Annotated in this window: 19 protein-coding genes; 9 read left to right on the top strand and 10 right to left on the bottom strand. The window is 69.3% G+C overall.

What is annotated here, in order from left to right; translation table 11 throughout:
* Window positions 1-127: 127 nt before the first annotated feature.
* From slmA to argB, 3 genes are all read right to left on the bottom strand, one after another.
* Window positions 128-790: a nucleoid occlusion factor SlmA gene (gene slmA, locus LIN44_RS00825; RefSeq protein WP_112777343.1), complete on the bottom strand. Its 663-nt coding sequence runs from the start codon at window positions 788-790 to the stop codon at window positions 128-130.
* The gene (locus LIN44_RS00820) at window positions 787-1,737 is read right to left on the bottom strand and encodes a pyrimidine 5'-nucleotidase (RefSeq protein ID WP_227313141.1); all 951 of its coding nucleotides are present in this window, start codon (window positions 1,735-1,737) and stop codon (window positions 787-789) included. Before LIN44_RS00820 ends, slmA begins: the two co-directional genes overlap by 4 nt.
* Before the next feature lie 72 nt (window positions 1,738-1,809).
* The gene (argB, locus tag LIN44_RS00815; protein ID WP_010813296.1) at window positions 1,810-2,727 is read right to left on the bottom strand and encodes an acetylglutamate kinase; all 918 of its coding nucleotides are present in this window, start codon (window positions 2,725-2,727) and stop codon (window positions 1,810-1,812) included.
* A gap of 380 nt (window positions 2,728-3,107) precedes the next feature.
* Between argB and LIN44_RS00810 the strand changes: the two genes are divergently transcribed.
* The gene (locus LIN44_RS00810) at window positions 3,108-3,398 is read left to right on the top strand and encodes a cysteine-rich CWC family protein (RefSeq protein WP_227313140.1); all 291 of its coding nucleotides are present in this window, start codon (window positions 3,108-3,110) and stop codon (window positions 3,396-3,398) included.
* On the opposite strand, the gene LIN44_RS00805 is transcribed toward LIN44_RS00810, so the two are convergent.
* The gene (locus LIN44_RS00805; RefSeq protein WP_227313139.1) at window positions 3,311-3,889 is read right to left on the bottom strand and encodes a DMT family transporter; all 579 of its coding nucleotides are present in this window, start codon (window positions 3,887-3,889) and stop codon (window positions 3,311-3,313) included. The two genes, LIN44_RS00810 and LIN44_RS00805, sit on opposite strands and share 88 nt — an antisense overlap.
* 93 nt (window positions 3,890-3,982) lie before the next feature.
* Here LIN44_RS00805 and LIN44_RS00800 point away from each other — a divergent pair, with 93 nt between their 5' ends.
* The gene (locus tag LIN44_RS00800; protein ID WP_227313138.1) at window positions 3,983-4,918 is read left to right on the top strand and encodes a LysR family transcriptional regulator; all 936 of its coding nucleotides are present in this window, start codon (window positions 3,983-3,985) and stop codon (window positions 4,916-4,918) included.
* A gap of 35 nt (window positions 4,919-4,953) precedes the next feature.
* On the opposite strand, the gene LIN44_RS00795 is transcribed toward LIN44_RS00800, so the two are convergent.
* A complete protein-coding gene (locus LIN44_RS00795) occupies window positions 4,954-5,445 on the bottom strand; it encodes a copper chaperone PCu(A)C (RefSeq protein WP_227313137.1) in 492 nt (163 codons plus the stop codon).
* A 189-nt stretch (window positions 5,446-5,634) separates the two neighbouring features.
* Here LIN44_RS00795 and LIN44_RS00790 point away from each other — a divergent pair, with 189 nt between their 5' ends.
* Window positions 5,635-7,026: an ATP-binding protein gene (locus LIN44_RS00790; protein ID WP_227313136.1), complete on the top strand. Its 1,392-nt coding sequence runs from the start codon at window positions 5,635-5,637 to the stop codon at window positions 7,024-7,026.
* Entirely contained in the window at window positions 7,023-7,634 is a 612-nt protein-coding gene (locus LIN44_RS00785; protein WP_115679153.1) for a response regulator transcription factor, read from the top strand. Before LIN44_RS00790 ends, LIN44_RS00785 begins: the two co-directional genes overlap by 4 nt.
* 84 nt (window positions 7,635-7,718) lie before the next feature.
* Here the strand turns inward: LIN44_RS00785 and LIN44_RS00780 are convergent, their stop codons facing one another.
* From LIN44_RS00780 to LIN44_RS00760, 5 genes are all read right to left on the bottom strand, one after another.
* Window positions 7,719-8,012, bottom strand: a complete 294-nt coding sequence (locus LIN44_RS00780) for a hypothetical protein (protein ID WP_227313135.1) — start codon at window positions 8,010-8,012, stop codon at window positions 7,719-7,721.
* Between the two features lie 210 nt (window positions 8,013-8,222).
* Window positions 8,223-9,554 (bottom strand): ATP-dependent protease ATPase subunit HslU, encoded by a 1,332-nt coding sequence (hslU, locus tag LIN44_RS00775; RefSeq protein WP_227313134.1) that lies wholly within the window; start codon window positions 9,552-9,554, stop codon window positions 8,223-8,225.
* Between the two features lie 74 nt (window positions 9,555-9,628).
* Complete coding sequence (gene hslV / locus LIN44_RS00770) at window positions 9,629-10,165, bottom strand: ATP-dependent protease subunit HslV (protein ID WP_010813287.1); 537 nt, start codon at window positions 10,163-10,165, stop codon at window positions 9,629-9,631.
* A gap of 236 nt (window positions 10,166-10,401) precedes the next feature.
* Window positions 10,402-11,388: a tripartite tricarboxylate transporter substrate-binding protein gene (locus LIN44_RS00765; RefSeq protein WP_227313133.1), complete on the bottom strand. Its 987-nt coding sequence runs from the start codon at window positions 11,386-11,388 to the stop codon at window positions 10,402-10,404.
* 285 nt (window positions 11,389-11,673) lie between these two features.
* Window positions 11,674-12,573, bottom strand: coding sequence for an alpha/beta fold hydrolase (locus LIN44_RS00760; protein WP_227313132.1), 900 nt, complete (start codon window positions 12,571-12,573; stop codon window positions 11,674-11,676).
* A gap of 104 nt (window positions 12,574-12,677) precedes the next feature.
* Here LIN44_RS00760 and LIN44_RS00755 point away from each other — a divergent pair, with 104 nt between their 5' ends.
* The 5 genes from LIN44_RS00755 to LIN44_RS00735 all read left to right on the top strand — a co-directional run bounded on the left by LIN44_RS00755 (window position 12,678) and on the right by LIN44_RS00735 (window position 17,284).
* Window positions 12,678-13,199 (top strand): Fur family transcriptional regulator, encoded by a 522-nt coding sequence (locus LIN44_RS00755; protein ID WP_227313131.1) that lies wholly within the window; start codon window positions 12,678-12,680, stop codon window positions 13,197-13,199.
* 27 nt (window positions 13,200-13,226) lie between these two features.
* Window positions 13,227-14,330, top strand: coding sequence for a GTP-binding protein (locus LIN44_RS00750; RefSeq protein WP_227313130.1), 1,104 nt, complete (start codon window positions 13,227-13,229; stop codon window positions 14,328-14,330).
* A 609-nt stretch (window positions 14,331-14,939) separates the two neighbouring features.
* Entirely contained in the window at window positions 14,940-15,359 is a 420-nt protein-coding gene (gene dksA, locus LIN44_RS00745) for an RNA polymerase-binding protein DksA (protein WP_010813282.1), read from the top strand.
* Between the two features lie 244 nt (window positions 15,360-15,603).
* The gene (locus LIN44_RS00740; protein ID WP_227313129.1) at window positions 15,604-16,893 is read left to right on the top strand and encodes a GTP-binding protein; all 1,290 of its coding nucleotides are present in this window, start codon (window positions 15,604-15,606) and stop codon (window positions 16,891-16,893) included.
* Window positions 16,883-17,284, top strand: a complete 402-nt coding sequence (locus LIN44_RS00735; protein WP_227313128.1) for a hypothetical protein — start codon at window positions 16,883-16,885, stop codon at window positions 17,282-17,284. Before LIN44_RS00740 ends, LIN44_RS00735 begins: the two co-directional genes overlap by 11 nt.
* The last annotated feature ends 150 nt before the right edge of the window (window positions 17,285-17,434 follow it).

Raw genomic sequence — 17,434 nt, 5'->3', positions numbered from 1 at the left:
CCTCTTTAGCCGCATTTATAGTGGCAAGCCTTGCGGACCCTTGTCCGTGGCTGCCGCGCGCCCGCAAGCCAGTCATCAAATCGGCGCGACCGGGCAATTATAGAGCAATCGGCCCGACAGGTTGCATTCAGCCCAGCAGCACGCGCAGATGCGCCTCGGCATGGTCCGACGGCGACTTGCGGAAACCGCTCTTGGCATAGCGGTGCCACTGGCCCTGCACCGCCGCCATGATCAGCGCGGCGCGCGCGGGGATATCGGCATCCGCCGGGAACGCGGCCTGGGTCACCGCCACCTTCAGGCACTGGCGCAGCGAAGCCTCGATGCGGTCCACCACCTGATTGATGCGCTCCTGCAGCCGTTCGTGCTCGCCCACCAGGGCCTCGCCGGTCAGCACGCGCGTCATGCCGGGGTTCTTTTCCGCGAACGACAGCAGCATGCGCACGATCGCGTGCGCCTGGCGCAGGCCGTGCTCTTCCTTGTCGGTGATCTGGTTGATCAGGCCGAACACGGTCTGCTCGATAAAGCCGATCAGCCCCTCGTACATCTGCGCCTTGCTGGCGAAATGCCGGTACAGCGCCGCCTCGGAAACGCTCAGGCGCGCCGCCAGCGCCGCGGTGGTGATCTTCTCCCCGCGAGGGTGCTCCAGCATGGTCGCCAGCGTCTGCAGGATCTGCACGCGGCGCTCGCCCGGGCGCGGGCGCTTGCGCGCCGGCAGCGCGGGCTGCTGGTCGGCGTCCTGCGCGCTGCCCGTGATGACCGCCTCTGGTTCGCGCCCGTTGCTTTGCGTCATGACCCGGTTCTCCGCATTCGTCGTTGGAGTTGATGCATCGATTGTACTTTTATGTCCACATAGGCCGGCCGGTTCGGCACCCGCGCTCGCACGCGCGGCACGTTGCCGGGCTGCGCCTGCGGCGCCTGGGTTTCGGCGGCCACCAGCGTCACCGAGCGCTCCTGCACGGCGTGGCCGGCGTGGCGGCGGTCCTCGGCCTGCAGCGTCGAGCGCACCGCGGCGTCGCGCCGGCTGCCGTCGTCATGTGCGGCGGCGGGCGCGGCGGGCACCACATGGGGGCGCGAAGGCGCGACCGTGCGCAGGTAGCCGGTCACCCACGCGGTGCGGATGCCAATGCCGGCGTAGCGCTTGAGATGCGACACGGTGTCTTCCACCAGCACCGCGCGCTGCGGCGCGATGCGCAGCTGCGCCAGCAGCCGGCGCAGCATGCGGCGGTCCGGCTTGGGCCGCAGGTGGCCGTGCACCCACATCTGCTCGATCGCCACCACGCGTTCGAAGCAATGGCGGATGCCGGCGATCTCCAGCACCGCGCGGGCGTAGTCCTGCGGCGCGTTGGTAACCAGGATCTTGCGCCCCGGCAGGCGCCGCAGGTGCGCGGCCAGCCCGCGCCGGACCCGCACCATGTCGGCCAGCGCCGGGAATTCATGCGCGGCGCGCAGGAAATCCGCCGGGTCGACGCCGTGGTGGCGGATCATGCCGAGCAGCGTGGCGCCATAGCGCTGCCAGTAGTCGACGCGCACGCGGCTGGCGGTGGCCTCGTCGCAGCCGAGCACGCGCGCCACGTAGGCGGTCATCAGCCGGTTGATCGCCGGGAAGATCGCGTGCGAGGCGTCGTGCAGCGTGTTGTCGAGATCGAACAGCCAGACCGTGCCGCCCGAGGTATCGCCCGCGGGGCGGCGGCGCAGGCGTGCGCGGACACGGCGCGGTGAGGGAAGACTGGAAGGCACGCCGGACAACTCGGAGGGTGGTGGGATATGCCGGGGCGGCCGGACGTGGCCGGCGCCGCCCCGGGGCTCCGCTCAGTGCGAGCGGATCATGGTGCCGAACGCCTGCTCGGTCAGGATTTCCAGCAGCAGCGAATGCTCGATGCGCCCGTCGATGATGTGCACCGAATGGACGCCGCTCTTGGCCGCGTCCAGCGCCGACGAGATCTTCGGCAGCATGCCGCCCGAGATGGTGCCGTCGGCGAACAGCTCTTCGATCTCGCGCGCGGACAGGTCGGTCAGCAGGTTGCCCTTCTTGTCCATCACGCCCGGGATGTTGGTCATCATCACCAGCTTCTCGGCCTTGAGGATCTCGGCCATCTTGCCGGCGACCACGTCGGCGTTGATGTTGTAGGCCTGGCCGTCGTCGGAGAAGCCGATCGGCGAGATCACCGGGATGAAGGCGTCGTCCTGCAGCGCCTTGACCACCGCCGGGTTGATCGCCTCGATGTCGCCGACGTAGCCGATGTCGATGAACGCGCCCGGGTTCTCGCGGTCGGGCATCTGCAGGCGCTTGGCGCGGATCAGGCCGCCGTCCTTGCCGGTCAGGCCGACGGCCTGGCCGCCGTACTGGTTGATCAGCATCACGATGTCCTGCTGGACTTCACCGCCCAGCACCCACTCGACCACTTCCATGGTCTCTTCGTCGGTGACGCGCATGCCCTGCACGAAGGTGCCGACCTTGCCGACCTTCTTCAGCGCCTCGTCGATCTGCGGGCCGCCGCCGTGCACCACCACCGGGTTCATGCCGACCAGCTTCAGCAGGATCACGTCGCGCGCGAAGCCGTGCTTGAGCTTTTCTTCGGTCATGGCATTGCCGCCGTACTTCACCACGATGGTCTTGCCGTGGAACTTGCGGATATACGGCAGGGCCTCGGCGAGAATCTCGGCTTTCAGCGCGGGAGCAATGGCGGCCACCGTGGTTGCGGCAGGCCCGGGGTTGTCGGCGTTCATGGGGGACATCCGTGAGAATCAACAGGTATGATGGCTAAGCGGCCGCGTCCCCGGGGGGAAGCCCGACGGATCGCCCACGGGGATCGCCCGAAAGTGCGCCATCCGGCCACGGCAGGCGCCGATTTTACAAGAAACCGCGCGGGGCGAAAGCGCGCCGGCCCAACGCAACGCGGCGAACCGGCCGCAAGCGGCCTGCGGGGCACCGGTGCGTTCCGTCCATGCAACAGGCGCGCCGCTCTCGGCGCGCTGCGCGGCCCGCTTCTCAGCGATTTGGCCGGTGCCGCGGCGCAGTGTTCCCGAATCCTTGCCATCATGCCCGCCATCATCCGCCGCCCGCCCGACCGAAATCTGTCCATCCCGCCAGCACCGCGGAGACAGCCATGAGCGACGCCGCCGCGGTGCTGGCCGGACAGTTGCGCCCGGTCGAACATTGCAGCCGCTGCGGCGCCGGCTTTGTCTGCGGCTACGTGGCGGGACTTCCCGAGTGCTGGTGCGCCAGCCAGCCGCTGCTGCCGGCGCGGCAGATCGTGCCGGGCCAGCACTGCCTGTGTCCGGCCTGCCTGGCGGCCCGGCGACAGGCGGGTCAGGCGCCGGATTTCACCCCCGGTTCCGTACCCGATCCGGCGCCCGGTTCAGCACCCGATTCAGCACCCGATCCGGCGGCCGGCTGACGCGCCGCCCCGCTGTCCCACTGCATCGCCAGCATCCCGGCCACGATCAGCGCGGCGCCGGCCAGCCGCGCCGGCGTCAGCGCGCGCACCGCAAACCCGGCCAGGCCGAACTGGTCCACCAGCAACGCGGCCAGCACCTGTCCCGCCACCACCGCGGCAATGAAGCCGGCGGCGCCCAGCCGGGGCGCCATGATCAGCGCGGCGGAGATATAGAACACTCCCAGCACCCCGCCGCCCCAGAGCCAGGCCGGCGCCTGGGCCAGCGCCGCCGGCGACGGCAGCGGCACCCGCATCAGCCACAGCACGGGCAGCAGCGCCACCAGGCTCACCAGCAGAGATACCAGCGTCGCGGACAGCGGATGGCCGAGCAGGCGCCCGAGCGTGGCGTTGGCGCCGGCCTGGAACGGGATCGCGGCACCGGCCAGCACGGCGGTGCCAAGCGGCAGCCAGAGCGATGACGGGATCGAAAACGACAGCTGGGTGCCTGACATGGCGCGCTCCATCGGGCAAGATGCGATGCCAGCAGTTTGAAATATCGCTTTGCGAATTTCCAATTCTGCTTTCGTACGTTTAATATTCGCCGAATGAATAGCCTACGCGGAATCGACCTCAACCTGCTGGTGGTGCTGGAAGCGCTGCTGGCGGAGCGCCATATCTCCCGCGCCGCGCTGCGGCTGCACCTGAGCCAGCCGGCGGTCAGCCATGCGCTCGGGCGCCTGCGGCAGCTGCTCGACGACCCCATCCTGGTGCGCGGCAAGGGCGGGCTGGTGCTGAGCGCGCGCGCCCACGAGCTGTCCGGCCCGCTGGCCGAGGCGCTGGCGCAGGTGCGCATCCTGCTGGGGCCGAGCGGCTTTCAGCCGGCCACCGCGCGGCGCAGCTTCCGGCTGGCGATGTCCGACTACGGCGCGCTGGTGGTGCTGCCGCGCCTGCTGCGCGCGGTGCGCAAGGCCGCCCCCAATATCGACCTGGTGGTGTCGCAGGCCAGCCGCGAAGGCATGACCGCGCAGGTGGCCGACGGCGAGATCGACATGGCGCTGGGAGTGTTCAGCCACCAGCCCGAGGGCGTGCAGTCGGCCGAGCTGTTCCGTGAAAGCTATGCCTGCGCGGTCGATGCCGCCACCGTGCGCGATACCGGCCGGCTCGACCAGGTGGCCTACCTGGCGCGCTCGCACGTGCTGGTGGCCACGCACAGCGAACGCATGGATGCGATCGACACCGCCGTGGCCAAGCTGGGCGGGCGGCGCAAGATCGCCTGCGTGGTGCCGCACTGGAGCGTGGCGCCGGCGCTGATCGCCGGGACCAACCTGGTGCTGACCACCGCGCGGCGCAGCCTGGCCGCGCTCGAGGACGACCCGCGCTACGCCGTGTTCGCGCCGCCGTTCGCGCTGGACGACTTCACCTTCAGCATGATCTGGCACGAGCGCACCGAGGCCGATCCCGCCCACGCCTGGCTGCGCGAGCGGGTGCTGGCGGCGGCGGCAAGCCAGGAAGCGGACGAGCCGATCAGCCTGCGCGGCTGACGGCCGCGCGCCCGAGCGCTCGTCAGGTCAGCCGCTCAGTGCTTGTGGTCGCCGTGGCCGGCATGGCCGCCGCCGGCGGCAGCCGGCACCATGCTGCGCACTTCGGCCGTGACCTTCTGCTCGACCACCTTGCCGCCCTGCTCGATCTTCAGCGTGAGGGGCACGGTATCGCCGGGCTTGAGCTGCGCCTTCAGGTCCATCAGCATCACGTGGTAGCCGCCCGGCTTCAGTTCGACGTTCTGCATCCTGGGCAGGTCCAGCGACTTGATCTGGCGCATGCGCATCACGTTGCCTTCCATCTTCATCTCATGCAGCTCGGCCGCCGCCACCGGCGACGAGACGCCGACCAGCTTCGCGTTATCGTGCGCGTGCAGCACCATGAAGGCGCCGGAAGCGGTCTGGGTCGGCACCGTGCCGCGCACCCAGGCGTTGCTGACATCGACCTGGGCCAGCGCGGCGCCCGATGCCAGCGCGGCGGCCAGGGCGAAGGGTGCGGCCAGCGTGGCCGGACGGAATTTGGCTTGCATCAAAGGCTCTCCTGAAAGCAGACATTAGACCATGGCGAGGACCGCCCTGCTGCATGTGGCCGGCGTGGCCGCCAGGCACGCGCGCTCGACCGCGCAACCAGCCAGTCTGGCAGCCGCCACGGCGGCGCGCCAATGCGGCAAGGTGTCGCACGCGCCGGCGCCCCGCGGCGGCATTGATACACTCGCGCCATGCGCCCCGCCCCCGCCATGACCCGCCTGCCTGACTTTCCGTTCCTGTCGCCGCTGCCGGCCGGCAGTTCGGCGCGCCATGGCCAGGTGACGCTGCGCCGGCTGTTCTGGCTGCGCTGGGCGCTGCTGGGCGGACAGGCGCTGACCGTGCTGGTGTGCGAGCCGATTGCCGGCATCCGCCTGCCCTACACGCCGCTGCTGGTGGTGCTGGGGCTGCAGGCGCTGTTCAACCTGCTTACCGGCCTGCGGCTGCGCCAGCACACGCGGCGCAACAGCGCGCCCGGCGAGGCCGAGCTGATGGGCCAGCTGCTGGTCGACCTGACCGCGCTGTCGGCGATCCTGTTCTACACCGGCGGCGCCACCAACCCGTTCGTCTCGTTCTACCTGCCGGGGCTGGCCATCGCCGCCGCCATCCTGCCGTGGCGCCAGGTGATCGCGCTGGCGCTGTACGCGCTGGCCTGCTACACGGTGCTGCTGATCGAATACGTGCCGCTGGACCTGCACAACCCGGACAACGCGGTCACCTACCACCTGGCCGGCATGTGGCTGAACTTTGTCGCCAGCGCGGTGATGATCGCGCTGTTCGTGGCGCGCCTGTCGGGCGTGCTGCGCCAGCGCGAGGCGCAGCTGAACCTGGCGCGCGAGCAATTGCTGCGCGAAGCGCGCGTCGAAGACCTGAACGGCCAGGCCGCCGCGGTCGCGCACGAGATCGGCACGCCGCTGGCGACGCTGGCGGTGATTGCCGGCGAGCTGCGCGCCGATGCCTCCGACGCCGGCCGCGGCGCGGCCGCCATCAGCGGCTACCTGCCCGACCTGCAAACCATGGAGCAGCAGCTGGCGCTGTGCCGCTCGACGCTGGCGCGGCTGCGCGAAGACCCGGCCACGCTGGCGCCGCAGCGCATCGACGGCTGGCTGCCGGCCTTCGCCGAGCGCTGGCAGCTGCGCCATCCCAATGCCAGCCTGCAGGCCGTGGCCACTCCGGGTGCCGGCGCGCAGGCGGTGGAAACCGCGCGCGTGGGCCAGATCCTGACCATCCTGCTGGACAACGCCGCGCGCAGCCAGCAGGCCGCCGGACGCGGCGCGCAGCCGCTGCAGCTGCAGATCGCCATGGCCCCGGGCAACACCGCGCCGTGGCTGTCGTTCCGCGTCGCCGACCACGGCGACGGCATTCCCGAAGCGCTGCGCGGCCAGCTCGGCGAGACCCCGGTGGCCAGCCAGCACGGAGGCCAGGGCATCGGCCTGTACCTGGCGCAAAGCGCCGCCCGGCAGATGGGCGGCGAGCTCGCCTGGCATGACCGCCCGGGCGGCGGCACCGTCGCCGAACTGCGCCTGCCCGCACTGTCCACGCTGTTCGCATCGGCGGCCGCCGCCGCCGTACCTTCCCACCCATGACCGAACCTCTCACCCCGGTACCCGAAGCCACCGCACCGGCTGGCACACCCTTCCTGGTGATCGACGACGACGAAGTCTTTGCCGGCACGCTGGCGCGCGCGCTGACGCGCCGCGGCTATGCCGTGGCGGTGGCGCACGACGGCCGCACCGCGCTGGCGCTGGCGGCGCGCACCGACTTTGCCTACGTCACGCTGGACCTGCACCTGGAGCCGCCGCCCGAGGCCGGCAGCACCGCCCCCGCAGAGTCCGGGCTGCAGCTGGTGGCGCCGCTGCGCCAGGCGCTGCCGGACGCGCGCATCCTGATCCTGACCGGCTACGCCAGCATCGCCACGGCGGTGGCGGCGGTCAAGCAAGGCGCCGACGAATACCTGGCCAAGCCGGCCAATGTCGATTCGATCCTGACCGCGCTGATGGCGGGCGTATCGGAAGACGCGGCGCAGGCCGCGCTGGAAGAACCGGTGCCGCTGTCGGTGGCGCGGCTGGAGTGGGAACATATCCAGCGCGTGCTGGCCGAGCACGGCGGCAATATCTCCGCCACCGCGCGGGCGCTGAACATGCACCGGCGCACCTTGCAGCGCAAGCTGGGCAAGCGGCCGGTCTCACGCTGAAGCGGCACGGGCCCCACCATGCAAAAGGCCGCGCACGTGCGCGGCCTTTTGCATGGCGTGGCATGGCGTGGGCATGGCGCCGGCTTACAGGCGCAGCTGGACGTAGTCCCAGTCCAGGCCCTCGGCGCCGTCCGGCGGCGTGCCGCTGTCGGCGATGCGCATGGCGTCGCCGGCATGGCGGTCCGCCAGCGTGAACAGCGCGCCCGAATCCAGCGCCAGCGTCGCCGCCGCGGCGGCGGCCGCGCCGAGGGTGCCCGATTGCGCGGCTGCGGCCGCCGGCATCGCCGGACGGACGCAAAGAAAGGCCGTGGCGGCGGCCAGCGCAGCCAGCAGGCCGCCCGTGGCGAGCACGACCCGGCGGGTCTTGTAAGGGACCATGTGATTTCTCCTGCCAGTGGTTGAGGGGGGATGCGGTGGCTCCCGCACCGGTCAATCGACCGTCAAGGTGCGCAAGGGTCGCATCGCCCGGCGACGCCGGCCAGCGGGCTTACCAATGCTTACGAGCCTTACCGGGATGTGGCAGGTGGAAACGCACGGACATGAAAAAAGGCGCACCTCGGTGCGCCTTGATTGGGCCGGCTGCCGGCCTTACAGCACGTAGCGCGACAGGTCCTCGTTGCCGGCGAGATCGCCCAGCCGTTCTTCCACGTACGCCGCGTCGATGGTCACGGTCTCGCCGGACGACTTGCTGGCGTGGAACGACAGGTCTTCCAGCAGCCGCTCCATCACCGTATAGAGCCGGCGCGCGCCGATGTTCTCGACCTTCTCGTTGACCGAGAACGCAATCTCGGCGAGCCGGCGGATGCCGTCCGGCGCGAACACCAGGTTGACCTCTTCCGTGTTCAGCAACGCCTGGTACTGCTTGGTCAGGCTCGCATCGGTCTGCGTCAGGATGGCCTCGAAGTCCTGCACCGACAGCGATTCCAGCTCGACGCGGATCGGGAAGCGGCCCTGCAGCTCGGGGATCAGGTCGCTCGGCTTGGACAGGTGGAACGCGCCCGAGGCAATGAACAGGATGTGGTCGGTCTTGATCATGCCGTACTTGGTATTCACCGTGGTGCCCTCGACCAGCGGCAGCAGGTCGCGCTGCACGCCCTGGCGCGACACCTCGCCGCCGCCGATATCGCTGCGGCTGGCGATCTTGTCGATCTCGTCCAGGAACACGATGCCGTTCTGCTCCACATTGGCGATGGCCTTGTGCTTGAGCTCCTCGTCGTTGACCAGCTTGGCGGCCTCTTCGTCGATCAGCAGCTTGAACGCTTCCTTGACCTTCATCTTGCGGCGCGCCTTCTTGCCCTGGCCCAGGCCCGCAAACATGGTGCGGATCTGCTCGGTCATGTCTTCCATGCCCGGCGGGCCCATGATGTCCATGCTGGGCATGCCGGCGGCGACCTCGAGCTCGATGTCCTTGTCGTCGAGCAAGCCTTCGCGCAGCTTCTTGCGGAACACCTGGCGCGTGTTGGAATCCTTCTCTTCCGGCTGCGAGAAGCCGATATCGCGCGGCGGCGGCAGCAGCACGTCGAGCAGCCGGTCTTCGGCGGCGTCCTCGGCCTTGGTGCGCACCTTCTTCATCTCGGATTCGCGCGTCTGCTTGATCGCCATCTCGGCGAGGTCGCGCACGATGGTGTCGACGTCGCGGCCGACATAGCCCACCTCGGTGAACTTGGTCGCCTCGATCTTGATGAAGGGCGCGTCGGCCAGCTTGGCCAGGCGCCGTGCGATCTCGGTCTTGCCGACGCCGGTCGGACCGATCATCAGGATGTTCTTGGGGGTGATTTCCTGGCGCAGCGGCTCGGCCACCTGCTGGCGGCGCCAGCGGTTGCGCAGCGCCACCGCCACGGCCTTCTTGGCCTTGTTCTGGCCGATGATGTGCTTGTCGAGTTCGGAAACGATTTCCGACGGGGTCATGGTATGCGACATGGTATCCGTTCAGTTGGGGCGCGGTGCGGGGGCGCGTACGCCGGCCGGAGCCGGCGCCCGCTGTAGCCGGCGGCTTATTCCAGCGTCTCGATGACGAAATTGGTGTTGGTGTAGATGCAGAGCTCGCCGGCGATGGTCAGCGCCTTTTCGACCACGTCCTTCGGCGCCATCTCGGTGTTCTCCACCAGCGCCTTGGCCGCCGACTGCGCATACGCGCCGCCCGAGCCGATCGCGGCGATGCCGCCCTCGGGGTCGAGCACGTCGCCATTGCCGGTGATGACCAGCGTGGTGTCGCGGTCGGCGGTGATCAGCATGGCTTCCAGCCGGCGCAGCGCGCGATCCGAGCGCCAGTCCTTGGCGAGGTCGACCGCGGCGCGCGTCAGGTTGCCCTGGTATTTCTCCAGCTTGGCCTCGAAGCGGTCCAGCAGCGAGAAGGCGTCGGCGGTGCTGCCGGCAAACCCGACCAGCACCTTGCCGTTGTAGATGCGGCGCACCTTGCGCGCGGTGCCCTTCATCACGATATTGCCGAGCGTGACCTGACCATCACCGCCCAGCGCGACCTGATTGCCGCGGCGGACGCTGACGATGGTAGTGCCGTGATACTGTTCCATGGTGGCTTCCGTGAATATGTCAGGACCGTAGTTGGCGACGCCCCCGCACGGTTTCAAGGCCTGTCCCGACACCTCGCCGGCGGCGGCAGTCTGACCAATATAGGATGCCCGCCCGCGCTGGTCGCGGCGATCCGGAAACAAAAAGGGCCATGCGCAGTGCATGGCCCTCGGGCGGGACGCACCGGCCAGCAGGCCAGCGCGCCGCATGAATCACTCCTTCGGAGCAGTCCGCTACATCAGTCCGCGTACACGCCGGCCTTCTTGATGACCGGGGTCCACTTGTTGATTTCGGCGCCCAGGAAGGTGCGCAGCGAATCCGGCGTGGCGCGCTGCGCGGGCACGGCCTCGGCGCCCAGCTCGGCCATCTTGGCACGGAAGGCCGGGTCGGCCACCGATTTCTGCAGCGCCGCCGACAGCTTGTCGATCACCGGCTTGGGCGTACCCTTGGGTGCGTACATGGCGTGCCAGATCTTGACTTCGACGCCCGGCAGGCCCTGCTCGGCGGCGGTCGGGATGTCCTTGAAGGCTTCCACGCGTTTCGACTGCATGGCCGCGTACGGCTTGAGCGCGCCCGCCTTGAGCTGGCCGGCGATATTGGTTGTCTGGTCGCACATCAGGTTGACCTGGCCGCCCAGGATGTCGGTCAGCGCCGGCGCCGTGCCCTTGTACGGCACCGTGGTCAGCTCGGTCTGGATCGCGCTCTGGAACAGCAGGCCGCACAGGTGCGAGGCCGAGCCGATGCCGGCATTGGCCAGCGACAGCTTGCTGGCGTTGGCCTTGATGTACGGCACCAGGTCCTTGAAGGTGTTGGGCGGCAGCGACTTGTTGCCGACCAGCACCATCGGCACATCGGCGATCTCGCCGACCATTTCAAAATCCTTGAGCGGATCGAAGCCCAGGTTGCGGTACAGCGCCGGGGCCGTCGACATGCCGATATGGTGGATCAGCACGGTGTGGCCATCGTTCTTGGCCTGGACCACCTTCTTGGCGCCGATGGTGCCGCCGGCACCGCCGAGGTTTTCGATCACGATGGTCGCGCCCAGGTGCTTGGACATGATCATGGTCAGTTCGCGCGAGACCTTGTCGGTGGGCCCGCCCGCGGCAAACGGCACCACCGCCGTCACCGGCTTGCTGCCCGGATATTCCTGGGCGTACGCGCCCGTCGCCACACCCATCGCGCTGACTGCCATAGCGGCCGCGACCATCTTTGCCACGCGTTTCATGCTCTCTTCTCCTGGTTCCCGGTGATACCCGTCTGCAATGCGTTGCCGCCGGCCCGGCGCCCGCTCGGGGGCGCCCTCGCGCAGTCTCGTTGGCCGCGCTTGGACCATGCCGGCTGGCACCGCTGCCCCGCCGCAAACGGCAAGGGCGGGGCTTGATGTTAACAACAGCAGACAATAGGCAGGTATAGGGGCTAACCCGCCTGCAATCCGCGGCATATGGCGGGGAACAGGGAAGATATGGCAGCAATCGCCCAAAAAGGCTGCGTTGGCGACACCCGGCGCCGCCTAGCGGAAGAAACCGAGCATTTCCTCCAGCAGCGGTTCAGGGGCTTCCTCGGGGATGTAATGGCCGCAGGGCAGCGCGCGCCCGCTCACGTCGGCGGCCACTTCCTGCCACAGCGCCAGCGGCTCGAAGCAGCGCGCCACCACGCCGTGCTCGCCCCACAGCACGCGCAGCGGCAGCGCCAGGCGCCGCCCGGCCTCGCGGTCGGCGCGATCGTGCTCGAGGTCGATGGTGGCGGCGGCGCGGTAGTCTTCGCACATGGCGTGCACGCGGGCCGGGTCGCGCATCGCCGCGGTGTAGGCGGCCATCGCGTCGGGGGCGAACGCCGCCAGGCCGGCGTGGCGCAGCCCCATCAGCTTCTGGATATAGAAATCCGGCTCGGCGTTGATCAGCGTCTCGGGGAACGGCGCCGGCTGGATCAGGAAGAACCAGTGCCAGTAGGCGGCGGCAAACGCCATGCTGGTGCGCTCGTACATGGCCAGCGTGGGCGCGATGTCGAGCAGCATGGCACGGCTGACCGCCTCGGGATGGTCCAGGCACAGCCGGTGCGAGACGCGCGCGCCGCGGTCATGGCCGCACAGCGCAAAGCGCCGGTAGCCCAGCGCCGCCATCAGCGCGACCTGGTCCTGCGCCATGGTGCGCTTGCTGTAGCGCTCGTGGCCGGCGTTGCCCGGCGGCGCCGAACTGCTGCCGTAGCCGCGCAGGTCGGTGGCGATCACCGTGAAGTGGTCGGCCAGCGCGGGCGCCACCCGGTGCCAGATCAGGTGGCTTTGCGGGTGGCCGTGCAACAGCAGCAGCGGCGGCCCCGAGCCGCCCCGCACCCCGGCGATCTCGACTTCGCCGACCTGCTGCCGGAACGGTTCGAAATTCGGGAACAGCAGCGCGCTCGCGTCATTCAGCATGGGGGTCTCCGCTTGGTGGTCCAGTGCCGATCATAGGCGCAAACCGCCGCCCCGGCTGACGCAACTGAATTGCATCAACCGGAGGCCTATGGTTAAATCCGGCCATGACCCGTCCCAGTCCGGACCGGCCGGCCCTGGTGCCGGAACCGGCAAGCCCGACCCCGGCGGCCCTCGAGGCCGCCCATGAGCGCCTGCGCCGGCTGGGCGCGCGCGTGACCCAGCCGCGGCTGTGCATCCTGGCCTGCCTGATCGGCAGCGATGAGGCGCTGACCCACCAGGCCGTGATCGACCGGCTGCCCGAGGCCGGCGAGACCATCGACCGCGTCACCGTCTACCGCGTGCTGGACTGGCTGGTGGAGCAGGGCGTGGCGCAGAAGCGCGCCGGCAACGACCGCGTGTTCCGCTTCAGCCTGGTCGAGCACGAGGCCGCGCGGGCGCAGGAACATCGCCAGCACAGCCATTTCCACTGCACCCGCTGCGACCGCACCTTCTGCCTGGACGATGCCGCCGCCGCGGCGCAGCCGGCCGCGCCGCGCGTGCCCAGCGGCTTTGCCATCGAACATGTCGAACTGACCGTGAACGGCGTCTGCGCCGAATGCGGCAAGCGTACGCGCGCCGCCCACTGACCGGCACTCATTTCCCGGAGAACAACAATGTCCAAACTGATTCCGGTCACGATCCTGACCGGCTTCCTCGGCAGCGGCAAGACCACCCTGCTCAAGCGCATCCTGAACGAGCAGCACGGCATGAAGATCGCCGTGATCGAGAACGAGTTCGGCGAAGAGAACATCGACAACGAGATCCTGGTACAGGATGGCCGCGAGCAGATCGTGCAGATGAGCAACGGCTGCATCTGCTGCACCATCCGCGGCGATCTGGTGCAGGCGCTGTCGACGCTGCTGACGCGCCGCGACGCCGGCGAGATCGACTTCGACCGCGTGGTGATCGAAACCACGGGCGTGGCCAACCCGGGCCCGGTGGCGCAGACCTTCTTCATGGACGAGGAAATCGCCTCGCGCTACCTGCTCGACGCGGTGATCACGCTGGTCGACGCCAAGCACGCGCACCTGCAGCTGGACAAGCAGGAAGAGGCGCAGCGCCAGGTCGGCTTTGCCGACGCCATCTTCATCACCAAGTCTGACCTGGTGAGCGAAGCCGACGTGGCCGAACTGCGCCACCGCCTGCTGCATATGAACCCGCGCGCGCCGATCCGCCTGGTCAACTTCGGCGAGGCCCCGATCGACACCATCTTCGACCTGCGCGGCTTCAACCTGAACGCCAAGCTCGAGATCGACCCGGAATTCCTGCGCGCCGAGGAACACGATCACGACCACGACCATGAGCACGGCGACCATTGCGGCGCCGATTGCGGCCACGACCACGACCACGACCACGACCACGACCACGGTCACGGCCATGGACATGGCCATGCGCACGACCACCATCACCACCACCACCACACCGACCGCATCGCGTCGTTCGTCTTCCGCAGCGACAAGCCGTTCCACTACGGCAAGCTGGAAGAATTCCTGTCCGGGATCCTCGCGGTCTACGGGGAAAAACTGTTGCGCTACAAGGGCGTACTATATATGGAGGGGGTGGACCGCAAGGTGGTGTTCCAGGGCGTTCACCAGCTGATGGGCAGCGACATCGGTGCCAAGTGGGAAGACGAGACCCCGGGCACGCGCATGGTGTTCATCGGCGTGGACCTGCCCCGCGACGCCATCCTCAAGGGCCTGGAGAACTGCCTGGCCTGAGTGCGCCCGCCGTCCCATGGGCGGCACCCCATCCGACACCGCCCCGCGGCTGCCCCCCGTTCGGGGTACCGGGGAAATACCGAAGCGCCAGCCGGTTTTCCCCATATCTCCGAAAAATTTGTTCAAGTACAATAGGCCGGATTTGATACCGGTGGCGCACCTTTTTCCCGCCGCCGGTATCCGGTCCACCGCTTGCCGGTGGACTTGAGGGCGGCGGTTGTCGTCAGCATGAGGCAGGCCGCCGGCAGGTGCGGTCGCAGTGCTTCGTGCGGAGACCGCCTGTTCCGCTTGGGGTACCCCGACGCGCGCCGTCACTGACTGACGCGAGAGAGAGGTGTCCCCATGACAGCCGCAACGAAGACCAAAGAAAGCCGCAGCAAGACTGGTAGTGCCGCGGCAGAGACGCTCAAGGCGCAGCCTGTGAAGGCCGCGCCCGCTCCCCGCGGCAGTACGGCGAACGCCGAAGCGGGCGCAAGGAAGGGAGGCCCGCGAAGCAGCAAGACTGCAGCCAGCCAGAGTGAAACAACCGTGGCGCGCAAGCGCGCGGACAGCGCACCCGCGCGGACTGAGACGCCGCCGGCCGCATCAACAAGAGAATCAGCAGCAACCATGAGCAGCAACAAACTTCTGACTGAAGCTGAAATCCTGAAGATGAGCGACAAGGATTACATGAACGAAGCGCAGCTCGCCTTCTTCAAGCATCGCCTTGAGCAGCTGCGCGACGAAATCCTGAAGAACGCTGACCAGACCACGGAACACCTGCGCGAAACCGTGATCGTGCCGGATCCGGCCGACCGCGCCACCATCGAGGAAGAACACGCGCTGGAACTGCGCACGCGCGACCGCGAGCGCAAGCTGCTGAAGAAGGTCGAACAGTCGCTGCAGCGCATCGAGTCCGGCGACTACGGCTGGTGCGAGGAAACCGGCGAGCCGATCGGCGTGCCGCGCCTGCTGGCGCGTCCCACCGCCACGCTGTCGCTGGAAGCGCAGCAACGCCGCGAACTGCGCCAGAAGCTGTTCGGCGACTGAAGCGCGGCGCGCCGGCCAGCCGGCGCAGCCTGCGCAACATGACGGCCCGGGTACCCGGGCCGTTTGTTTTTGGGCCCTTTTGGCCCCCCCTCCAGCCCTTGTCGCGCCATGGCCACGGCCTGCCATTGAGAATCATCCGGCTGTTGCCGCCGCGGCCTTTCTGGTAAATTCGCAACCTTGTTGCAACAGCGCGCCCGCGACCTTTGCGCGCTGCGTTGCCTCCTCCACATTCCCTGCTGCTGCCATGGCTGATCGCCTGCCCGTCACCGTGCTGTCCGGTTTTCCCGGCGCCGGCAAGACCACGCTGCTGAACCACCTGCTCGCGCATGGCGCGCGCGGGCGTGTCGGCGTGCTGGTCTGCGGCGCGCAGGACGGGCAAGCGCTGGCGCCCTTGCCGCCCGGCTGTGAGGCCGCGCTGCTGCCCTCGGGCGAGCCGCTGCTCGCCGCAGCCGCACGGCTGGCCGCCGAAGGCCGTTTCGACGCGCTGCTGGTGGAGGCCGACGGCCTCGACGAGCCGCTGGCCATTGCCGAAGGCTTCCTGTTCGAGGCCGAGCATGGCGCGGGGCCCGACGCCGCCTTGCAGCCGGACACGCTGGTGACCGTGGTCGATGCCGCTACCGTGCTGCGCGACCTCAATGAAGCCGAGTTCCTCGCTGACCGTGGCCTGGCGCAGGGCCAGGACGACGACCGCACCGTGGCCGAAGTGCTGGTGGCGCAGATCGAAGGCTGCGACGTGATGGTGCTGAACAAGGCCGAACTCGTCGCCGCCGCCGAGTTGGCACGGCTGCGCGCGGCGCTGCAGGCGCTGAACCCGCGCGCCGACATCGTCGAATCCAGCTTCGGCAAGGTTCCGCCCGGGCGCGTGCAGGGCACCGGCCGCTTTGATTTCGAAGCCGCCGCCGATGGCGCCGGCTGGCTCGCCGCGCTGCGTGGCGAAGCACCCGCCGCGGACGCCGCCAGCGGCGTCTCCACGCTGGTCTACCGCCGCCGCCGCCCGTTCCACCCGCAACGCTTCGCCGACCTGATCCATACCGAATGGCTGCGCGAGCATGGCAGCGTGCTGCGCTCCAGGGGCCTGTTCTGGCTGGCGAGCCGCATGGAAACCGCGGGCGACTGGAACCAGTCCGGCGGCGTCTGCCGCCATGGCGGCGCGGGCGCCTGGTGGGCGGCGCTGGACCCGGCGGAATGGCCGGCCGACGCCGCCGAGCGCGCGGAAGTGGAAGCCGACATGCAGGACGGCGGCGCCCCGGCGCCGTTCGGCGACCGCCGCCAGGAACTGGTGCTGATCGGCCTGGACCTGGACCACGCCGCGCTGCAGGCGCGCCTGGATGCCTGCCTGCTGAGCGATGCCGAGCTGGCTGCCGGCGTGGCGGCCTGGGCAAGCTATGCGGACCCTTTCCCGGCCTGGGTCGACGATTTCGACGACGACCACGACCACGACCACGCGCATGGCCACGACCACGGCCACGGCGATGACTGCGGCTGCGGGGACCACGATAACAGCCACCAAGGCCGCGATCCCCATGCGCACTGACTGGTTCGCCCGCCTGCGCGCGCACGGCCCGGGCCTGTGGTCCGCGCTATGGCTGGCGCTGTGCCTGCTGCTGGCGCAGCATGCCGGGCTGACCCACCGCATCGTGCACGGCGGCCTGCTCGCCGCAACGGGCGCCTCGGTGGTGGCCAACGCCACCGCAGCGTCCGACACTGACCCGCATCCGCTGGCACAGGTCTTCGGCGGGCACTCGTGCGTGCTGTTCGATGGCGCCACCGTTGCCGACACGCATTGCGGCAAGCTGCCGCCGCTGCGGCTTGCCTTCGGCAAACCAGTCAAGCCGGCCAGCCTGGCCTGGCGCTGGCCCGACCTGCCCTCCGCCCATCCCTTCCAGTCGCGCGCCCCGCCGGTGCCGGCCATCGCCCTCGCCTGATCCGGGACGCGGCCAGCGCCGCGCACCCGCCGTCTTACGCATTCCGAGCTGAACACGCGCCCTCCGGCCGCGCCGCCACGCCCATAGTGGGCGCGCCGCGCCTGGCCGGACGCCGCCGTGCCAGCCGGGCCGATTGCCACTGCATTGCTC

Source organism: Cupriavidus sp. MP-37, assembly GCF_020618415.1.
Taxonomy (GTDB): domain Bacteria; phylum Pseudomonadota; class Gammaproteobacteria; order Burkholderiales; family Burkholderiaceae; genus Cupriavidus.
Note: the sequence above shows the minus strand (reverse complement) of the source record. Positions and strands in the feature narration are given on the sequence as shown.

What these genes read in the sequence shown, in the direction of transcription:
- LIN44_RS00780 (WP_227313135.1), bottom strand. Translation starts at nt 8,012, where the DNA reads ATGGTCCCTTACAAGACCCGCCGGGTCGTGCTCGCCACGGGCGGCCTG.
- slmA (WP_112777343.1), bottom strand. Translation starts at nt 790, where the DNA reads ATGACGCAAAGCAACGGGCGCGAACCAGAGGCGGTCATCACGGGCAGC.
- dksA (WP_010813282.1), top strand. Translation starts at nt 14,940, where the DNA reads ATGAGCAGCAACAAACTTCTGACTGAAGCTGAAATCCTGAAGATGAGC.
- LIN44_RS00805 (WP_227313139.1), bottom strand. Translation starts at nt 3,889, where the DNA reads ATGTCAGGCACCCAGCTGTCGTTTTCGATCCCGTCATCGCTCTGGCTG.
- LIN44_RS00755 (WP_227313131.1), top strand. Translation starts at nt 12,678, where the DNA reads ATGACCCGTCCCAGTCCGGACCGGCCGGCCCTGGTGCCGGAACCGGCA.
- LIN44_RS00735 (WP_227313128.1), top strand. Translation starts at nt 16,883, where the DNA reads ATGCGCACTGACTGGTTCGCCCGCCTGCGCGCGCACGGCCCGGGCCTG.
- LIN44_RS00810 (WP_227313140.1), top strand. Translation starts at nt 3,108, where the DNA reads ATGAGCGACGCCGCCGCGGTGCTGGCCGGACAGTTGCGCCCGGTCGAA.
- LIN44_RS00800 (WP_227313138.1), top strand. Translation starts at nt 3,983, where the DNA reads ATGAATAGCCTACGCGGAATCGACCTCAACCTGCTGGTGGTGCTGGAA.
- hslU (WP_227313134.1), bottom strand. Translation starts at nt 9,554, where the DNA reads ATGTCGCATACCATGACCCCGTCGGAAATCGTTTCCGAACTCGACAAG.
- LIN44_RS00740 (WP_227313129.1), top strand. Translation starts at nt 15,604, where the DNA reads ATGGCTGATCGCCTGCCCGTCACCGTGCTGTCCGGTTTTCCCGGCGCC.
- LIN44_RS00795 (WP_227313137.1), bottom strand. Translation starts at nt 5,445, where the DNA reads ATGCAAGCCAAATTCCGTCCGGCCACGCTGGCCGCACCCTTCGCCCTG.
- LIN44_RS00750 (WP_227313130.1), top strand. Translation starts at nt 13,227, where the DNA reads ATGTCCAAACTGATTCCGGTCACGATCCTGACCGGCTTCCTCGGCAGC.
- LIN44_RS00785 (WP_115679153.1), top strand. Translation starts at nt 7,023, where the DNA reads ATGACCGAACCTCTCACCCCGGTACCCGAAGCCACCGCACCGGCTGGC.
- argB (WP_010813296.1), bottom strand. Translation starts at nt 2,727, where the DNA reads ATGAACGCCGACAACCCCGGGCCTGCCGCAACCACGGTGGCCGCCATT.
- LIN44_RS00790 (WP_227313136.1), top strand. Translation starts at nt 5,635, where the DNA reads ATGCGCCCCGCCCCCGCCATGACCCGCCTGCCTGACTTTCCGTTCCTG.
- LIN44_RS00760 (WP_227313132.1), bottom strand. Translation starts at nt 12,573, where the DNA reads ATGCTGAATGACGCGAGCGCGCTGCTGTTCCCGAATTTCGAACCGTTC.
- hslV (WP_010813287.1), bottom strand. Translation starts at nt 10,165, where the DNA reads ATGGAACAGTATCACGGCACTACCATCGTCAGCGTCCGCCGCGGCAAT.
- LIN44_RS00765 (WP_227313133.1), bottom strand. Translation starts at nt 11,388, where the DNA reads ATGAAACGCGTGGCAAAGATGGTCGCGGCCGCTATGGCAGTCAGCGCG.